Here is a 13,983-nt window from a genome sequence, read left to right on the forward strand (position 1 = left end):
GCGCGCTCAGCGGCCCCACATGCCCCGCGGGTAGAGACCCTCGTAAATCGGCACAAGGCTGGCGGTATCGAACAGCGACGAGACGCTGGTGCCCGACCAGATGTTGACGATGGCCTGCGCCAGCATGGGCGCGGTGGGCACAATGCGGATATTTGCGCAGGTCTTGACCGGCTCGGGCGCTTCGATCGTGTCGGTGATGACCATGGATTTAAGCACCGATTTCGAGATGCGATCGACCGCCGGACCCGACAGAACGCCATGCGTGGTATAGGCGTGCACCTCGGTCGCGCCGGCCTCCATCAGCACGTCGGCGGCTTTGCAGAGCGTGCCGGCGGTGTCGCAGATGTCATCGACGATAATGCATTTCTTGTCGGTCACCTCGCCGATCACGGTCATGCCCGCGACTTCGCCGGCCTTCTCCCGGCGCTTGTCCACGATGGCGAGGGGCGCGCCGATCCGGGTGGCCAGTTCACGCGCGCGGCTCACACCGCCGACGTCGGGCGAAATGACCATCACGTCGGACATGTCGCCGTCCATCTGGTGCAGGATGTCGAGCGCGAAAATCGGGCTGGCATAGAGGTTGTCGACGGGGATGTCGAAGAAGCCCTGGATCTGGGCGGCGTGCAGGTCCATCGTCAGGACCCGCTCGACCCCGCCATGGGTGATGAGGTTCGACACCAGCTTGGCCGAAATGGGCGTGCGCGCCTTGGTGCGGCGATCCTGCCGGGCGTAGCCGAAATAGGGGATCACGGCAGTGACGCGCGCAGCCGAGGAGCGGCGCAGCGCATCGGCCATGATCAGGAGTTCCATCAGGTTGTCATTCGCCGGTTTCGAGGTCGGCTGGATGATGAACATGTCTTCGCCACGGACGTTCTCGTAGACCTCTACGAAGATCTCCTGGTCGTTGAAGCGTTCGACGCGGGCGTCGACAAGGCCCACCTGCATGCCGCGATGCATGGACATGCGGCGCGCGATGGCTTCGGCCAGGGGCCGGTTGGCGTTTCCGGAAATGAGCTTGGGTTCGGTCGAAGGCATGGCGGCAGCGGTCCCCTGGTCTGTCCCTTGGTGTTCGAGGCCGGACGCACGCCGCCGCCCCCCAACAGGCGACCTGCGATCGGTTGACACCCCCTAGCACCCGCCTAGGCTGCGCGCAAAGCCAAATCGGGAGCGCGCGGCACATGGCCCATATCGACTACTATTTCTCGACGATCTCACCCTTCACCTACCTGGCCGGGACACGGATGGAGGAGGTGGCTGCGCGCCACGGGGCGACGATCACCTATCGTCCCTTCGACGTGATCGCCGCCTTCGCCCGCACCGGTGGCGTGGCCCCGAAAGAGCGGCACCCCGCCCGCCTGGAACTGCGCGCGCAAGAGTTGCGCCGACAGGCTGCCAAGCACGGCCTTGCCATCGACCTCGATCCGCCCTTGCGCGCGGTGAACGCAGCCCCGTCATCCTACGCCTTCATCGCGGCGGAGAAGGCGGGTGGCGGAGACCTTGGGCGGCTGGTGCATGCCTTCACCGGCGCGGTCTGGCGCGACAAGCGCGACATCGCCGAGGATGACGTGATCGCCGATTGCCTCGACGAGGCCGGGTTCGACCGGGGGCTTGCGGGCATGGCCATGTTGCAAGGCGCCGAGCAGTATACGCGTAATCTTGAAGATGCGGTGAACGCAGGCGTGTTCGGCGCGCCGTTCTACATCGTGGACGGGACCGAGAAGTTCTGGGGGCAGGACCGCATCGAGGATCTGGACCTGTTTCTGTCTGGCAAGCTGTGAGCGGCATTCGGCATTGGGGGACGGGAGAGCCCGCGCTGGCGCTGCATTGTTCGCTGGCCCATGCCGGGGCGTGGGACGGGGTGGCGCGCGCCCTTGGGGATCGGCTGGCCGTTTCCGCGCCGGACCTTGTCGGCCATGGGCGCGGGCCGGCGCGGGACCCGGCGCAGGATTACCATGACCAGGTGACCGCGCAGGCGAAGGCGTGCTTGCCGGAGGAGGCGTGCCACCTGATCGGGCACAGTTTCGGGGCAACGGTGGCGTTGCGGCTGGCGATCGAGCAGCCCGACCGCGTCGCCTCCCTTACCCTGATCGAGCCGGTGCTGTTTGCGGCGGCCGGCGACAGCGCGGGCCAGAGAGAACATTCCAGCGCCCTGTCCGGGATGGAGGCGCTGATCGCCGCGGGCGATGACGCGGGCGCGGCGCGGCTGTTTCTGAAGGTCTGGGGCGGCGGTGTGCCGTTCGACGCCATGCCCGAGGCACAGCAACGCTACATGGCCGACCGCATCTGGGTGATCCCGGCCAGCGACGCGGCGTTGAGCGGCGACCGGGCGGGATTGCTGCCGCGCCTTGGCCGGGTGCAGTGCCCGGTCCTGTTGCTGGAGGGAGGCCGCTCGCCGCGCGTGATTGCGGATATCCAGGCGGCCTTGGCCGAGGATCCGCCCGATGCGAGGCGCGTGGTGATCGAGGGGGCGGGGCACATGCTGCCCATCACCCACCCGGCCGAGGTCGCGGCAGAGATCCGGGCGTTTCTGTCCTGAACGATCCCAGGGGTTGCGCCGGCTTTGCCGTCGCCCGGGCGAGCGCGGCACGGGGCATCGAGCCCCGTGCCGCGCTGACGCGCGTGCCGCGCGCCTGCATATTTTCCGGGATAAAGATGGGGTGAGGGTGCGATCCCGTCAGCCGCGCCAGAGGTCGATGACCCGGGCCACGTCCTCGGGCTTGCAGGACCAGTCGGTGACGAGGCGGCAGCGGATCAAGTCGTCTTCCGGACCCTCCAGCGAGGATTGGAAGGGGAAGAGATAATACTGGGCGCCGGCCTCCATCGCGCGCTTGTGGGCCCCGCGAGGCAGTTCGGCGAAGATCATGTTGCCGGCGGGGTCATGCAACAGCCGCGCCTCGGGGATGGCGCGCAGGGCGGCGGCCAGTTCGGCGCAGCGGGCATTGGCGGCCCTAGCCGTGTCGAGCCAGAGATCGTCGGTGACATAGGCCAGCATCTGCGCGGCGAGGTAGCGGTGCTTGGACCACAGATGCGCGGCGCGCTTGCGGCGGAGCTGGAATTCCCAGGACAGCTCGGGATCGAACAGCACCACGGCCTCGACCCCGAGGCAGCCATTCTTGGTGCCGCCGAAGCTGACCGCGTCGATGCCGGCCTTCCACGTCATCTCGGCCGGGGTGCAGCCGAGCGCGGCGCAGGCATTGGCGAAACGCGCGCCGTCGAGATGGGTTTTCAGGCCGAAGGATTTCGCGACGTCGGTCAGGGCGCGGATTTCCTCCAGCGTGTAAGCGGTGCCGACCTCGGTGATCTGGGTGATGGTGACCGGGCCACGCTGGACGCCGTGCACGCCCTTGTCGCCGGTATGCGCGATGGCGCGGGCCAGCGCCTCGGGCGTCATCTTGCCATCGGCGCCGTCGATCAGGGTCAGCTTGGCGCCGTTGGTGAAGAATTCGGGCGCGCCGCATTCATCCTCTTCGACATGGGCGACGCGGTGGCAGAAGACGGCATCCCACGGGTTCGCCATGACGCCGAGCGCCAGCGAGTTCGCCGCCGTGCCGGTGGCGACCAGATGCACCGCGGCGTCGGGCGCTTCGAAGAGGCGGCGCACGGCATCGGCGGCCAGCCCGCTCAGCGCGTCATTGCCATAGGGCATCGCGTAGCCGTCGTTGGCGCGCGTCACGGCCTCCATCACTTTTGGATGGGCTGGCCCGGTGTTGTCGGATGCGAACATCATGTTCCCGGCTCCTCGATAATGTAATCTTCCCAGTCTTCTTCGGGCACTTCGAACTCGGGCACCGTGATGCCGCGCATCGAGATGCCCGCCTCGTGGACCGTGCCCGGATCGCCCGAGACGAGCGGATGCCACCAGGCCAGTGGCTTGCCCTCGTGCAGCAGGCGGTAGGCGCAGGTCTCGGGCATGAAATAGGCGACCTCGGCCATGGTGCCGGGGGTCAGCTGGATGCAATCGGGCACCAGTTGCTTGCGGATCTCGTACTGGCCGCAGCGGCAGGTCTGATCGTCGAGCAGGCGGCAGGCGACGCGGGTCAGGGCGACCTCGCCGGTATCCTCGTCCTCGAGCTTGTTCAGGCAGCATTTTCCGCAGCCGTCGCAGAGCGCCTCCCACTCCTCGGGCGTCATGCGCTCCATCGGCACGCGATCCCAGAACCGGTCTCTCATGCATGCTCCAGCGCGGCGCGCGCCTGTTCGCTGTCGCGGTTCATCTGGTCGATCAGCGCGTCGAGACTGTCGAATTTCACCTCGCCGCGCAGGTGCTCGACCAGGCCGACGGACAGGTGCTGTTCGTAGAGATCGCCGGAGAAATCGAAAAGGAAGCTTTCCAGATTCGGGCGCGGGCGTTCGAACATGGGCCGGATGCCAAGATTGGCAACGCCCTTGTAGCTGCCCTGGTGGGGGCCGGACAGGACGTCGACCAGCACGGCATAGACACCGGGTTTGGGCACGTGCAGCCCGTCGAGTTCCATGTTCGCCGTGGGATAGCCCAGTTGGCGGCCGCGTTTCTCGCCATGCAGGACCGGGCCTTCGATGCGGTGCCAGTGACCCAGCATTCCGGCGGCGTCCCGCGGACGGCCCTCGGACAGCGCCTCGCGGATCGCGGTGGAGGAGACGGCACCGAGATCCCCATGCAAGAGGGGCGCGATGGTGGTGTCGAACCCCATCTCGCGTCCCATGTCGCGCAACATCTCGGCGGTGCCGGTGCGGCCCTTGCCGAAGCAGAAATCGGCGCCGATCACGACATGGCTGACCCCGAGCGCACCCGCCAGCACGTCGCGGGCGAATTCCTCGGCGGTCAGGCCCGAGAGGTTCGCATCGAAGGGAAGTTCGGCCAGCACCACGACGCCCAGCTTGGCAAGACGGTGGGCGCGCGCCTCGGCATTCATCAGGCGGAAGGGGGGGGCATCGGGGGCGAAGAACTCGCGCGGATGCGGCTCGAAGGTCACGACGCCCAGGGGCACGCCATCGCGCCGCGCAAGGTCGATCACATGCTGGTGGCCCAGATGCACGCCGTCGAAATTGCCGATCGCCACCGAGGCGCCGCGCTCTTCCGGTCGGACATATTGGTAATCGCGCACGATCCGCATGGGGCGGGCTTAGCGGCCACGCGATCCGAGGGCAAGCGGGGGCTTGGCGTCAGTCGAACTTGCCGGACGGGGCGAGCACGTTGGCCTCCCCCTTGACGACGACGGTTTCGCCGACACGGCAATGGGTGGCGAGTTTCACCCGGCGCTTGGAATAGTCGATTTCCAGCACTTCGACCTCGGCGGTCACAAGGTCGCCGGGACGCACGGGCGCCATGAATTTCAGGGTCTGTCCGAGGTAGACCGTGCCATGGCCGGGAAGTTGTTCCCCGATCACGGCCGAGATCAGCCCGGCGGTCAGCATGCCATGGGCGATGCGGCCTTCGAAGATGGTGTCCTGCGCGTAATCATCATCGAGATGCACAGGGTTCCTGTCGGTCGACACCTCGGCAAAAAGCTCGATGTCCCGGTCCGTGACCACCTTGGTCAGGGTGCGAACCATCCCGACCTCGAGATCTTCGATCACGATGGTGCCGCGAGGCATGTTGTCCAGCATGTCTACCGTCTCCTTCGCCGTCATGGCGCTGTCATACGGCAAACGAGCGGGATTCTGCAATGCGGAAAGTAAGAAAATGCCAAATTACCGCAGATCCGCCGCAATTATGTTGCGCGCAAGATCGTTACGCTCAGCGGAACATGCCGATGGCGTAGGTCGTGGAAAGCTGGGCTTCGGCCAGGTAGGCCTCCAGTTTGGCGGGGTCTGGCTGACGCTCGGTGCCGGTTTCCGCGCGGGCGAGGCCCCCGGTGATGAACAGCGTGTCGATCCCTTCGCCCATACCGCCCTGGATGTCGGTGCGGATGCCGTCGCCGATGGCAAGGATGCGTTCGTCCGGGACGGGGCGGCCGATCTGCTGCAAGCGGCGGCGGGCAAGGTCGTAGATCGGCGGATGCGGCTTGCCGAAATAGAGGCTTTCGCCGCCCATCTCGGTATAAAGCCGGGCCAGTGCGCCGGCGCACCATTCGCGCGTCTCGCCGCGATCCACGACGATGTCGGGGTTGGCGCAGAGAAGCTTCAGCCCCCTTGTCTTGGCGAGCAGGAATTCGGGCCGCATCACCGACGGGTCGGCATGGGGGTCGAACGGGCCGGTGCAGACGATGCCCTCGGCTTCGGACAAGGGCACCCGTTGGATATCGACCGCGTCTTCGGCCAAGTCCATCGGTTTGAAGAAACTCTGGTCGCGATCTTCGCCGATGAAATAGACCTTTTCGCCGACCGCACCCTGCCACATGGCCAGCCGCGCGCTGTCGCCCGAGCTGGCGATCACGTCCCAGGTGTCGTTGGGCAAGCCCATGCGATCGAGCTGTTTCTGGACGCTTGAGCGCGGGCGCGGCGAATTCGTCAGCAGAAGGACCGTTCCCCCCTTGGCCTTGAAGGCGCGCATGGCCTCGATCGCCTCGGCATAGGGTTCGATCCCGTTATGCACACAGCCCCAAAGATCGCAGTAGAGCGCATCGTAGCGGTCTGAAATCTCGGACAGGGATTCGATGATCTGGGTCATGGGGCGCTCCTATGGTCGTGGTGCGATGCATAGGGCGGATGGGGAAGGGGGGCCAGCCCCCCTTCCCGCGCGGCGGCCTGTGCCGCAGGGTCTTGGTCAGGACGAGGGGATGGGGTGGGCGGCGGAGCCTCCGCCCACCCTCGGTTTCAGAGCGTGATGCGATAGCGGGCGAAGCCATCCGGGCCATCGCCTGCCGGCTCGATCGTCACGCCCTCGACGCTGTCGATATAGGTTTCCGCCGCAGGGCCGGTGTCGAACAGGACGGTGGTGCCTTCCATCGGGGCAAAGGTCCAGTTGGCGTCGGCCGAGGGGCTGACCGTGCCTTGTTCCACGATGTAACGCACGATCACGTCGCGGTTGGTGTCGGGCCCTTCGAAGATCACGGTTTCGGGGCTGGCGCCGGGGAAACTGCCGCCGCCGCCCGCGCGGTAGTTGTTGGTGGCGACGATGAATTCCTGCTCGGGGTCGATCGGCGCGCCCTCGAACATCAGGTTCACGATGCGATGGGCATCCGGGTTCACCACCTCGCCATCATTGTTGTAGCGGTTGGGCTGGCTCAGATCGATCTGGTAGCTGACCCCGTCGATCACGTCGAAATTGTAGGACGGGAAGTCGGGGTTCAGCAGCACCTGGTCGGCCTCGCCGGGCGTGATCTGGTTGAACATGCCGGCAGACCGCTCCAGCCATTCGCGCACCTCGGCGCCGGTGATGCGGACCGCGCGCACCGTGTTGGGATAGAGGTAGAGGTCGGCCACGTTCTTAATCGCGATGGGGCCGGGCTGCACCTCGGTGTAATATTCCGGACCACCGCGGCCACCGGCCTTGAAGGGGGCGGCGGCGGACAGGATCGGCAGGCCTTCATGCTCGGTGCCGACCATCATCTGCCCAATATACCAGGTCTGGGCGTTCGACACGATCTGGACCGAGGGATCGTCGGCCACCAGCGCGAAGTAGCTGTGCAGCGGCGCGTCCGTTTCGCCCACGGCGCGGCGGACATATTCCAGCGTTGCGTCGTGTTCGGCCTGTGCCGCGGCGAGCACGGCAGGCACGCTTTCCACCAGCGGCGTGATCGAGCGGTCTTCCTCGCGGCGGTAGATGGGCCGCGCTTCGGACATGTGGCTGGCGATGCGCCAGCTGTTGCCATCACGCTCCAGCATCAGGTCGACAAGGCCCATGTGGCTGCCCCAGAACCCGGCCATGACGGCGGGCTTGCCCATGATCGTGCCGGCTTCGGCGTCGACGCCGGGGGTTTCCGCGTAGTCGGGGCCGGGGAAGGCGCGGTGATGGTGGCCGGTCAGAACGGCGTCGATCCCGTCCACGGCGGCCAGCGGGATGCTGGCGTTTTCCATCCCGTCCACGTGATCCGCCTCGCCGATGCCCGAATGGCTGAGCGCGATGATGATTTCGGCCCCCTCCTCGCGCATCTGCGGGATATAAGCGCGGGCGGTGTCGACGATGTCACGCGCCATCACGTTGCCTTCGAGGTGGCGGCGGTCCCAGGTCATGATCTGCGGCGGGACGAAACCGATGATGCCGATGCGGATCGGGTGCGTCTCGCCCGCGCCATCGGTCAATTCACGGTCGAGGATGACATAGGGCGGCACCAGCGTGGTGTCCTCGGTCGGGGTTGCGCCCATCTCGGAGGCGACGTTGGCGCAGACCACCGGGAAGCCGGCACCGGCCAGCGAATTCATCAGGAAGTTCAGGCCGTAGTTGAACTCGTGATTGCCGAGCGTCGAGGCGTCGAAGCCGAGCGTGTTCATGGCCGAGATGATCGGGTGACTGTCGCCTTCGGACATGCCGCGTTCATAGGCCATGTAGTCGCCCATCGGGTTGCCCTGAAGGAAATCGCCATTGTCCAGGAGGATCGAGTTTGTGGCCTCGTCGCGGATGCCCTGGATCAGGCTGGCCGTACGGGCGAGGCCCACCGTGTCGACGGGCCGGTCGCCGTAGTAGTCGTAGGGAAACACGTGCACGTGCACGTCGGTCGTTTCCATGATGCGCAGATGCGCCTGCCCGGCCTGCGCGCGGGCCGAGAACGGGTGCAGTGCGATGAAGCCTGCGGTCGAGGCGAGGAACGCGCGGCGGTTGAGATGAAAGGGCATGGGATACCTCCTGTCGGAACGATGCCGCAGGACTAGCGCCGGATCGTGACCGCCCTGTTACAGGCCTGCCCGACCGGGTCTTGTGCGTCCCCGGCAGAGTCCGAGCGTCGCGCGGAATCCCTCAAACGACAAGAGGCGACCGAAGCCGCCTCTGCGATGGGCCGAAACCGGCCTTGGCCCTGGCCTGCCGGTCAGACGGCGAGGTTCGGGATGATCTGCTTCTTGCGGCTGACAACACCCGGCAGGACGACCGTGTCGCCGTCACCGCAAACGGTGGCAAAGCTTTTTTCGGCCACCTGGCGGGTCAGGTCATTGGGCAGAAGCATGGTCGATTCCTCGTTCAGGATGTCGACGATGAACAGCAGCACCTGGTCGACGCCATCTTCTTCGGCGACGGTGGGCATGGTCTCCATCAGGCTGTCCTTGCGCGACAGAACCGTCTCGGGCGAGGTCGTTTCCAGAACGCTGACGCGGAATTTCTTGCCGCCGACCTCGTATTCCTTGCTGTCCATGCGCAGAAGCTCGGCATCGGAAAAGGCCGACACGTCGGACTTGGCCGCGAACATTTCCGAGGCATAGGCGGGGATCTCGACACCAAGGTCTGCGGCCAGTGCTTCGGCAATGGCGCGGTCTTCCTGCGTGGTGGTGGGGCTGCGGAATTCCAGCGTGTCCGACAGGATGCAGGACAGCATCGCGCCCTTCACCCAGGCCGGGGCCTGCGCCATGTCATCGCCGATCATCTTGTGCATGATGGTCGCGGTGCAGGCCAGCGGCTCGATGCGGATGTCGATCGGGCCCTTCGTTTCCAGCCCGCCGACCAGCTTGTGATGGTCGATGATCGCCTTGATATCGGCGTCGTTCACGGCGTCGGGCAGTTCGGCGGGGTTGTTGGTGTCGACGATCACGACAGGCTGGCCGGCCTCGACGCCCTCGATGATGCGGGGCTTGGGCAGGTCCCACTTTTCCAGCATGAAGGCGGCCTCGGTGTTGGGCTCTCCCAGCAGGACGGCTTCGGCGTTGCCGCCCTTCACCTCGTTCAGGTACCAGGCCCAGATGATGGGCGAGCCGGTGGAATCGGTGTCAGGCGATTTGTGCCCGAAGACTAGCGTGGTCATGGCGAAACATCCCTTTCGGCGGTAATTGCGCTCGGTCGCGCGCCGCTTAGCAAAGCGTGCGGTCGGAGTCACGGGTGTTGTCTGCGTTGCAAGGCGAACCTGTGCCTCGCCCGTCTGCGTCGCGCTCCTGGTTTCGGAAAATTTTTGGACGTGTCGATCACGCGGTTGTTGACAGGGCAGGGACCCCTCCTTATCTCCGCGCCGTTAGCACTCGCATCGAGAGAGTGCTAACGAGGGATTAACCGAACCCAGAGGAGAGTTCGACAGATGGCATTCAAACCGCTGCATGACCGTGTTCTGGTCCGCCGTGTGGAAAGCGACGAGAAGACCAAGGGCGGTCTGATCATCCCCGACAGCGCCAAGGAAAAGCCCGCCGAGGGCGAAGTGATCGCTTGTGGCGAAGGCGCCCGCAAGGATTCCGGCGAGCTGATCGCGATGGCCGTGAAAGAGGGCGACCGCGTCCTGTTCGGCAAGTGGTCGGGCACCGAGGTCACCGTCGACGGTGAAGAACTGCTGATCATGAAGGAATCGGACATCCTCGGCATCATCGCCTGAGCGTGAGGGCGCGCCTGCGCCCGGTCCCATTCCAAGCATTCAACCCTATTCCAAGGAGAGCCCCAAATGGCTGCTAAGGACGTCAAATTCGACACCGATGCCCGCAACCGCATGCTCAAAGGCGTCAACATCCTCGCCGACGCGGTGAAGGTCACCCTCGGCCCCAAAGGCCGCAACGTCGTCATCGAGAAGAGCTTCGGCGCGCCCCGTATCACCAAGGACGGTGTGTCGGTCGCCAAGGAAATCGAGCTCGAGGACAAGTTCGAAAACATGGGCGCGCAGATGGTCAAGGAAGTGGCCAGCCGCACCAATGACGAAGCCGGTGACGGCACCACCACCGCGACGGTTCTGGCCCAGGCCATCGTCAAGGAAGGCATGAAGTCGGTCGCCGCCGGCATGAACCCGATGGACCTCAAGCGCGGCATCGACCTCGCCGTTGCCAAGGTCATCGACCATATCAAGGCGCAGGCCCGCGAAGTCGCGGACAGCGACGAAGTCGCCCAGGTCGGCACCATCTCGGCCAACGGCGAGAAGGAAATCGGCCGCCAGATCGCGGACGCGATGCAGAAGGTCGGCAATGACGGCGTCATCACCGTCGAAGAGAACAAGGGCCTGGAGACCGAGACCGAGGTCGTCGAAGGCATGCAGTTCGACCGTGGCTACCTGTCGCCCTACTTCGTGACCAACCCCGACAAGATGGTCGCCGAGCTGGAAGACTGCATGATCCTGCTGCACGAGAAGAAGCTCTCGTCGCTGCAGCCGATGGTGCCGCTGCTCGAGTCGGTGATCCAGTCGCAGAAGCCGCTGCTGATCATCGCCGAGGACGTCGAAGGCGAAGCGCTGGCCACCCTCGTGGTGAACAAGCTGCGCGGCGGTCTCAAGATCGCTGCCGTCAAGGCACCGGGCTTCGGCGATCGCCGCAAGGCCATGCTGCAGGACATCGCGATCCTGACCGGCGGCCAGGTGATCTCTGAAGATCTCGGCATGAAGCTCGAGAACGTGACCATGGACATGCTGGGCACCGCCAAGAAGGTCCAGATCACCAAGGACGAGACGACCATCGTCGACGGTCATGGCGAGAAGGCCGAGATCGAGGCGCGCGTTGCCCAGATCCGTCAGCAGATCGAGGAAACCACCTCGGACTACGACCGTGAAAAGCTGCAGGAACGCGTCGCCAAGCTGGCCGGCGGTGTGGCTGTCATCCGCGTTGGCGGCATGACCGAAGTCGAAGTGAAAGAGCGCAAGGACCGCGTCGACGACGCGCTGAACGCAACCCGTGCCGCCGTTCAGGAAGGCATCGTGGTCGGCGGTGGCGTGGCGCTCGTGCAGGGTGCCAAGTCGCTCGAAGGTGTCTCGGGTGAGAACAGCGACCAGAACGCCGGTATCGCCATCGTGCGCCGCGCGCTGGAAGCTCCGCTGCGCCAGATCGCCGAGAACGCAGGCGTCGACGGTTCCGTCGTGGCCGGCAAGATCCGTGAAAGCGACGACACCTCCTTCGGCTTCAACGCCCAGTCGGAAGAGTACGGCGACATGTTCAAGTTCGGTGTCATCGACCCCGCCAAGGTGGTCCGCACCGCTCTGGAAGACGCCGCATCGGTTGCTGGTCTGCTGATCACCACCGAGGCCATGGTTGCCGACAAGCCGCAGAAAGAAGGCGCAGGCGCCGGTGGCGGCATGCCCGACATGGGCGGCATGGGCGGCATGATGTAATCCTGCCTCCGCAAGCAGATAAGCAAAGGCCCGCCATCGTGCGGGCCTTTGTCATTCCTGGGGGACCTTTCCTTCCTTGGCGGGCGGCACTAGCGTCCGGCGAGGCAAAGGGGAGGTGTTGAACGTGTCAGAGACGAAGACCGCTATCGTGACCGGCGCGGCGAGGGGCATCGGCCTTGCCACCACCAGGCTGTTCCTTGCCGAAGGGCTGTCCGTTGCCATGGTCGACCGCGATGCCGCGGAGCTTGAGCGTGCGGCAGACGGGTTGGACAACGTCCTGCCGCTTCCTTACGACGTGTCGATCCCCGAGCAGGTCGACGCGATCATGGCCGAAACGATCCAGCGCTTCGGGCGCATCGATTGCCTTGTGAACAATGCGGGCGTGGCCGATTTCGGACCCATTGAGGACACGAGTTTCGCCCGCTGGCGCACCGTGATGGAAACCAATCTCGACGGGGTGTTCCTGTGTTCGCAAGCGGCCATCCCGCATCTGAAGGAAACCCGCGGCGCCATCGTGAACATCGCGTCGATCTCGGGGCTGCGCGCCTCGACCCTGCGCGTGGCCTACGGCACCTCGAAGGCCGCCGTGATCCACTTGACCCAGCAGCAGGCGGCGGAACTGGGTGAATACGGCATTCGTGCCAATTGCGTCGCGCCGGGGCCGGTGCGCACGAAGCTGGCCATGGCGGTGCATACTCAAGAGATCATCGACGCCTATCACGATGCCATCCCGCTCAATCGCTACGGCTCGGAGGAGGAGATCGCCAATGTCATCGCCTTCCTCTGTTCGGACAAGGCCAGCTACGTGACCGGGCAGTTGATCTCGACGGACGGCGGGTTCGAAAGCACCGGCATCGGCCTGCCGGCATTGCGCAAACAGGGGGGAAACTGATGGATCGGATCGGCGTTATCGGGCTTGGCCGCATGGGATCGGCCATTGCCGCGCGGCTGGTGGGGCAGGGGCATGCGGTGGCGGGCTGGACGCGCTCCGGTCTGACGGCGGACCGCGCCCGGGAACTCGGGATCGCCCGGGCCGAGACACTGGCTGATCTGGTCGCCGGATCGGACACGGTGATCTTGTCGCTCTTTGACGACGCGGCCGTCGGCGCGGTGCTGGATGCGCTTCTGGACCTGCCCCTGGACGGAAAGCTGATCGTCGAGACCTCGACCGTATCGCCGCAGCAGGTTCAATCGCGCGCCGCCGGTTTTGCCGAGAAAGGGGCCATGATCCTCGACGCGCCGATCTCGGGCGGCCCTGAACTGGTGGCCGTGGGGCACTGCGGGATTTTCGTGGGTGGCACGGCAGAGGCGGCCGAGCGGTTCGCGGCCATCGGCGCCGTCCTCTCCGACAAGCTTGCCCATGTCGGGCCACTTGGAACGGGCCTTGTCATGAAGGTGGTGAATAACGGCGTTCTCCAAGGCTATTTCGCCACGCTGGCCGAGATGATGCGCATCGCGAAACGCGCCGGCCTGCCGTTCGAGACCGCGCTGGGCATCGTGGCCAAGGGGCCGGCGGGCACCCCCATGCTGACCGCCCGTTTGCCGAAGATGCTGGGGCAGGATGAGGGCGTGGGCTTCCCGATCTCGGGTGTGTCCAAGGACAACGCGATCTTTCAGCAGGTGGCCGAGGAGCTTGGCGTCGATGCCGCATGCCTTCGGTCAGCGGCGGCGCTTTGGCAGACCGGGATCGAGGATGGTTTGGCCGAGGCCGATGTCGCGATGCAGATCCCCCATGCCTATGACACGGCCTAGGCGGCGATCCGCTTGTTGTCCGGCATCTTGAGGCGGGTCTTCGCGACACGGCCCGACTCGGTCCACCCTCGGGGTCTGTGCTGGCGGGCCACGACGGCGGCCTGTTCTGCCGAAGGCCCGGGGCCGCGGCATGGCCGTGCTTAACTCAGATCCCCGG

Annotated in this window: 14 protein-coding genes; 6 read left to right on the forward strand and 8 right to left on the reverse strand. The window is 65.6% G+C overall.

The genetic code is table 11. The features are described from left to right. Positions 1–6: 6 nt before the first annotated feature. Entirely contained in the window at positions 7–1,035 is a 1,029-nt protein-coding gene (locus tag ABD923_RS01540; RefSeq protein WP_259547063.1) for a ribose-phosphate pyrophosphokinase, read from the reverse strand. Positions 1,036–1,178: 143 nt separating this feature from the next. Between ABD923_RS01540 and ABD923_RS01545 the strand changes: the two genes are divergently transcribed. Then, entirely contained in the window at positions 1,179–1,778 is a 600-nt protein-coding gene (locus ABD923_RS01545; protein ID WP_222189022.1) for a 2-hydroxychromene-2-carboxylate isomerase, read from the forward strand. Further along, on the forward strand, positions 1,775–2,536 hold the full coding sequence (locus ABD923_RS01550) for an alpha/beta fold hydrolase (protein WP_259547062.1): 762 nt from the start codon (positions 1,775–1,777) through the stop codon (positions 2,534–2,536). Before ABD923_RS01545 ends, ABD923_RS01550 begins: the two co-directional genes overlap by 4 nt. 138 nt (positions 2,537–2,674) lie before the next feature. On the opposite strand, the gene ABD923_RS01555 is transcribed toward ABD923_RS01550, so the two are convergent. From ABD923_RS01555 to ABD923_RS01585, 7 genes are all read right to left on the reverse strand, one after another. Continuing rightward, positions 2,675–3,727: a threonine aldolase family protein gene (locus ABD923_RS01555; RefSeq protein ID WP_259547061.1), complete on the reverse strand. Its 1,053-nt coding sequence runs from the start codon at positions 3,725–3,727 to the stop codon at positions 2,675–2,677. Beyond that, positions 3,724–4,170 carry a YcgN family cysteine cluster protein gene (locus ABD923_RS01560; protein ID WP_259547060.1) on the reverse strand — a complete coding sequence of 149 codons (447 nt, stop codon included), beginning with the start codon at positions 4,168–4,170 and terminating at the stop codon, positions 3,724–3,726. The genes ABD923_RS01555 and ABD923_RS01560 overlap by 4 nt, the downstream gene beginning before the upstream one ends. Continuing rightward, a complete protein-coding gene (locus tag ABD923_RS01565) occupies positions 4,167–5,093 on the reverse strand; it encodes a bifunctional riboflavin kinase/FAD synthetase (protein WP_259547059.1) in 927 nt (308 codons plus the stop codon). The genes ABD923_RS01560 and ABD923_RS01565 overlap by 4 nt, the downstream gene beginning before the upstream one ends. A 49-nt stretch (positions 5,094–5,142) precedes the next feature. Next, positions 5,143–5,586 carry a MaoC family dehydratase gene (locus tag ABD923_RS01570; RefSeq protein WP_259547445.1) on the reverse strand — a complete coding sequence of 148 codons (444 nt, stop codon included), beginning with the start codon at positions 5,584–5,586 and terminating at the stop codon, positions 5,143–5,145. 130 nt (positions 5,587–5,716) lie between these two features. Then, a complete protein-coding gene (locus tag ABD923_RS01575; protein WP_259547057.1) occupies positions 5,717–6,589 on the reverse strand; it encodes a TIGR01459 family HAD-type hydrolase in 873 nt (290 codons plus the stop codon). Positions 6,590–6,735: 146 nt separating this feature from the next. Continuing rightward, on the reverse strand, positions 6,736–8,694 hold the full coding sequence (locus ABD923_RS01580; protein ID WP_259547055.1) for a bifunctional 2',3'-cyclic-nucleotide 2'-phosphodiesterase/3'-nucleotidase: 1,959 nt from the start codon (positions 8,692–8,694) through the stop codon (positions 6,736–6,738). A gap of 191 nt (positions 8,695–8,885) precedes the next feature. Beyond that, the gene (locus ABD923_RS01585; RefSeq protein ID WP_259547053.1) at positions 8,886–9,809 is read right to left on the reverse strand and encodes a manganese-dependent inorganic pyrophosphatase; all 924 of its coding nucleotides are present in this window, start codon (positions 9,807–9,809) and stop codon (positions 8,886–8,888) included. A 267-nt stretch (positions 9,810–10,076) separates the two neighbouring features. On the opposite strand from ABD923_RS01585, the gene groES reads away from it, so the two are divergent. The 4 genes from groES to ABD923_RS01605 all read left to right on the forward strand — a co-directional run bounded on the left by groES (position 10,077) and on the right by ABD923_RS01605 (position 13,826). Continuing rightward, the gene (gene groES / locus ABD923_RS01590) at positions 10,077–10,364 is read left to right on the forward strand and encodes a co-chaperone GroES (RefSeq protein ID WP_222189006.1); all 288 of its coding nucleotides are present in this window, start codon (positions 10,077–10,079) and stop codon (positions 10,362–10,364) included. A 66-nt stretch (positions 10,365–10,430) separates the two neighbouring features. After that, a complete protein-coding gene (groL, locus tag ABD923_RS01595; protein ID WP_222189004.1) occupies positions 10,431–12,074 on the forward strand; it encodes a chaperonin GroEL in 1,644 nt (547 codons plus the stop codon). A 124-nt stretch (positions 12,075–12,198) separates the two neighbouring features. Further along, positions 12,199–12,966, forward strand: a complete 768-nt coding sequence (locus ABD923_RS01600) for an SDR family NAD(P)-dependent oxidoreductase (RefSeq protein ID WP_259547050.1) — start codon at positions 12,199–12,201, stop codon at positions 12,964–12,966. Beyond that, on the forward strand, positions 12,966–13,826 hold the full coding sequence (locus tag ABD923_RS01605; RefSeq protein ID WP_259547048.1) for an NAD(P)-dependent oxidoreductase: 861 nt from the start codon (positions 12,966–12,968) through the stop codon (positions 13,824–13,826). The genes ABD923_RS01600 and ABD923_RS01605 overlap by 1 nt, the downstream gene beginning before the upstream one ends. Positions 13,827–13,983 lie beyond the last annotated feature (157 nt).

Source organism: [Roseibacterium] beibuensis (genome assembly GCF_039542305.1).
GTDB classification, from domain to species: domain Bacteria; phylum Pseudomonadota; class Alphaproteobacteria; order Rhodobacterales; family Rhodobacteraceae; genus Roseibacterium; species Roseibacterium beibuensis.

Excerpts from the sequence above, each read along its gene's own strand:
- ABD923_RS01540 (WP_259547063.1), bottom strand. The coding sequence starts at position 1,035 with ATGCCTTCGACCGAACCCAAGCTCATTTCCGGAAACGCCAACCGGCCC.
- ABD923_RS01560 (WP_259547060.1), bottom strand. The coding sequence starts at position 4,170 with ATGAGAGACCGGTTCTGGGATCGCGTGCCGATGGAGCGCATGACGCCC.
- ABD923_RS01555 (WP_259547061.1), bottom strand. The coding sequence starts at position 3,727 with ATGATGTTCGCATCCGACAACACCGGGCCAGCCCATCCAAAAGTGATG.
- ABD923_RS01605 (WP_259547048.1), top strand. The coding sequence starts at position 12,966 with ATGGATCGGATCGGCGTTATCGGGCTTGGCCGCATGGGATCGGCCATT.
- ABD923_RS01575 (WP_259547057.1), bottom strand. The coding sequence starts at position 6,589 with ATGACCCAGATCATCGAATCCCTGTCCGAGATTTCAGACCGCTACGAT.
- groL (WP_222189004.1), top strand. The coding sequence starts at position 10,431 with ATGGCTGCTAAGGACGTCAAATTCGACACCGATGCCCGCAACCGCATG.
- ABD923_RS01565 (WP_259547059.1), bottom strand. The coding sequence starts at position 5,093 with ATGCGGATCGTGCGCGATTACCAATATGTCCGACCGGAAGAGCGCGGC.
- ABD923_RS01585 (WP_259547053.1), bottom strand. The coding sequence starts at position 9,809 with ATGACCACGCTAGTCTTCGGGCACAAATCGCCTGACACCGATTCCACC.
- ABD923_RS01570 (WP_259547445.1), bottom strand. The coding sequence starts at position 5,586 with ATGCTGGACAACATGCCTCGCGGCACCATCGTGATCGAAGATCTCGAG.
- ABD923_RS01545 (WP_222189022.1), top strand. The coding sequence starts at position 1,179 with ATGGCCCATATCGACTACTATTTCTCGACGATCTCACCCTTCACCTAC.
- groES (WP_222189006.1), top strand. The coding sequence starts at position 10,077 with ATGGCATTCAAACCGCTGCATGACCGTGTTCTGGTCCGCCGTGTGGAA.
- ABD923_RS01580 (WP_259547055.1), bottom strand. The coding sequence starts at position 8,694 with ATGCCCTTTCATCTCAACCGCCGCGCGTTCCTCGCCTCGACCGCAGGC.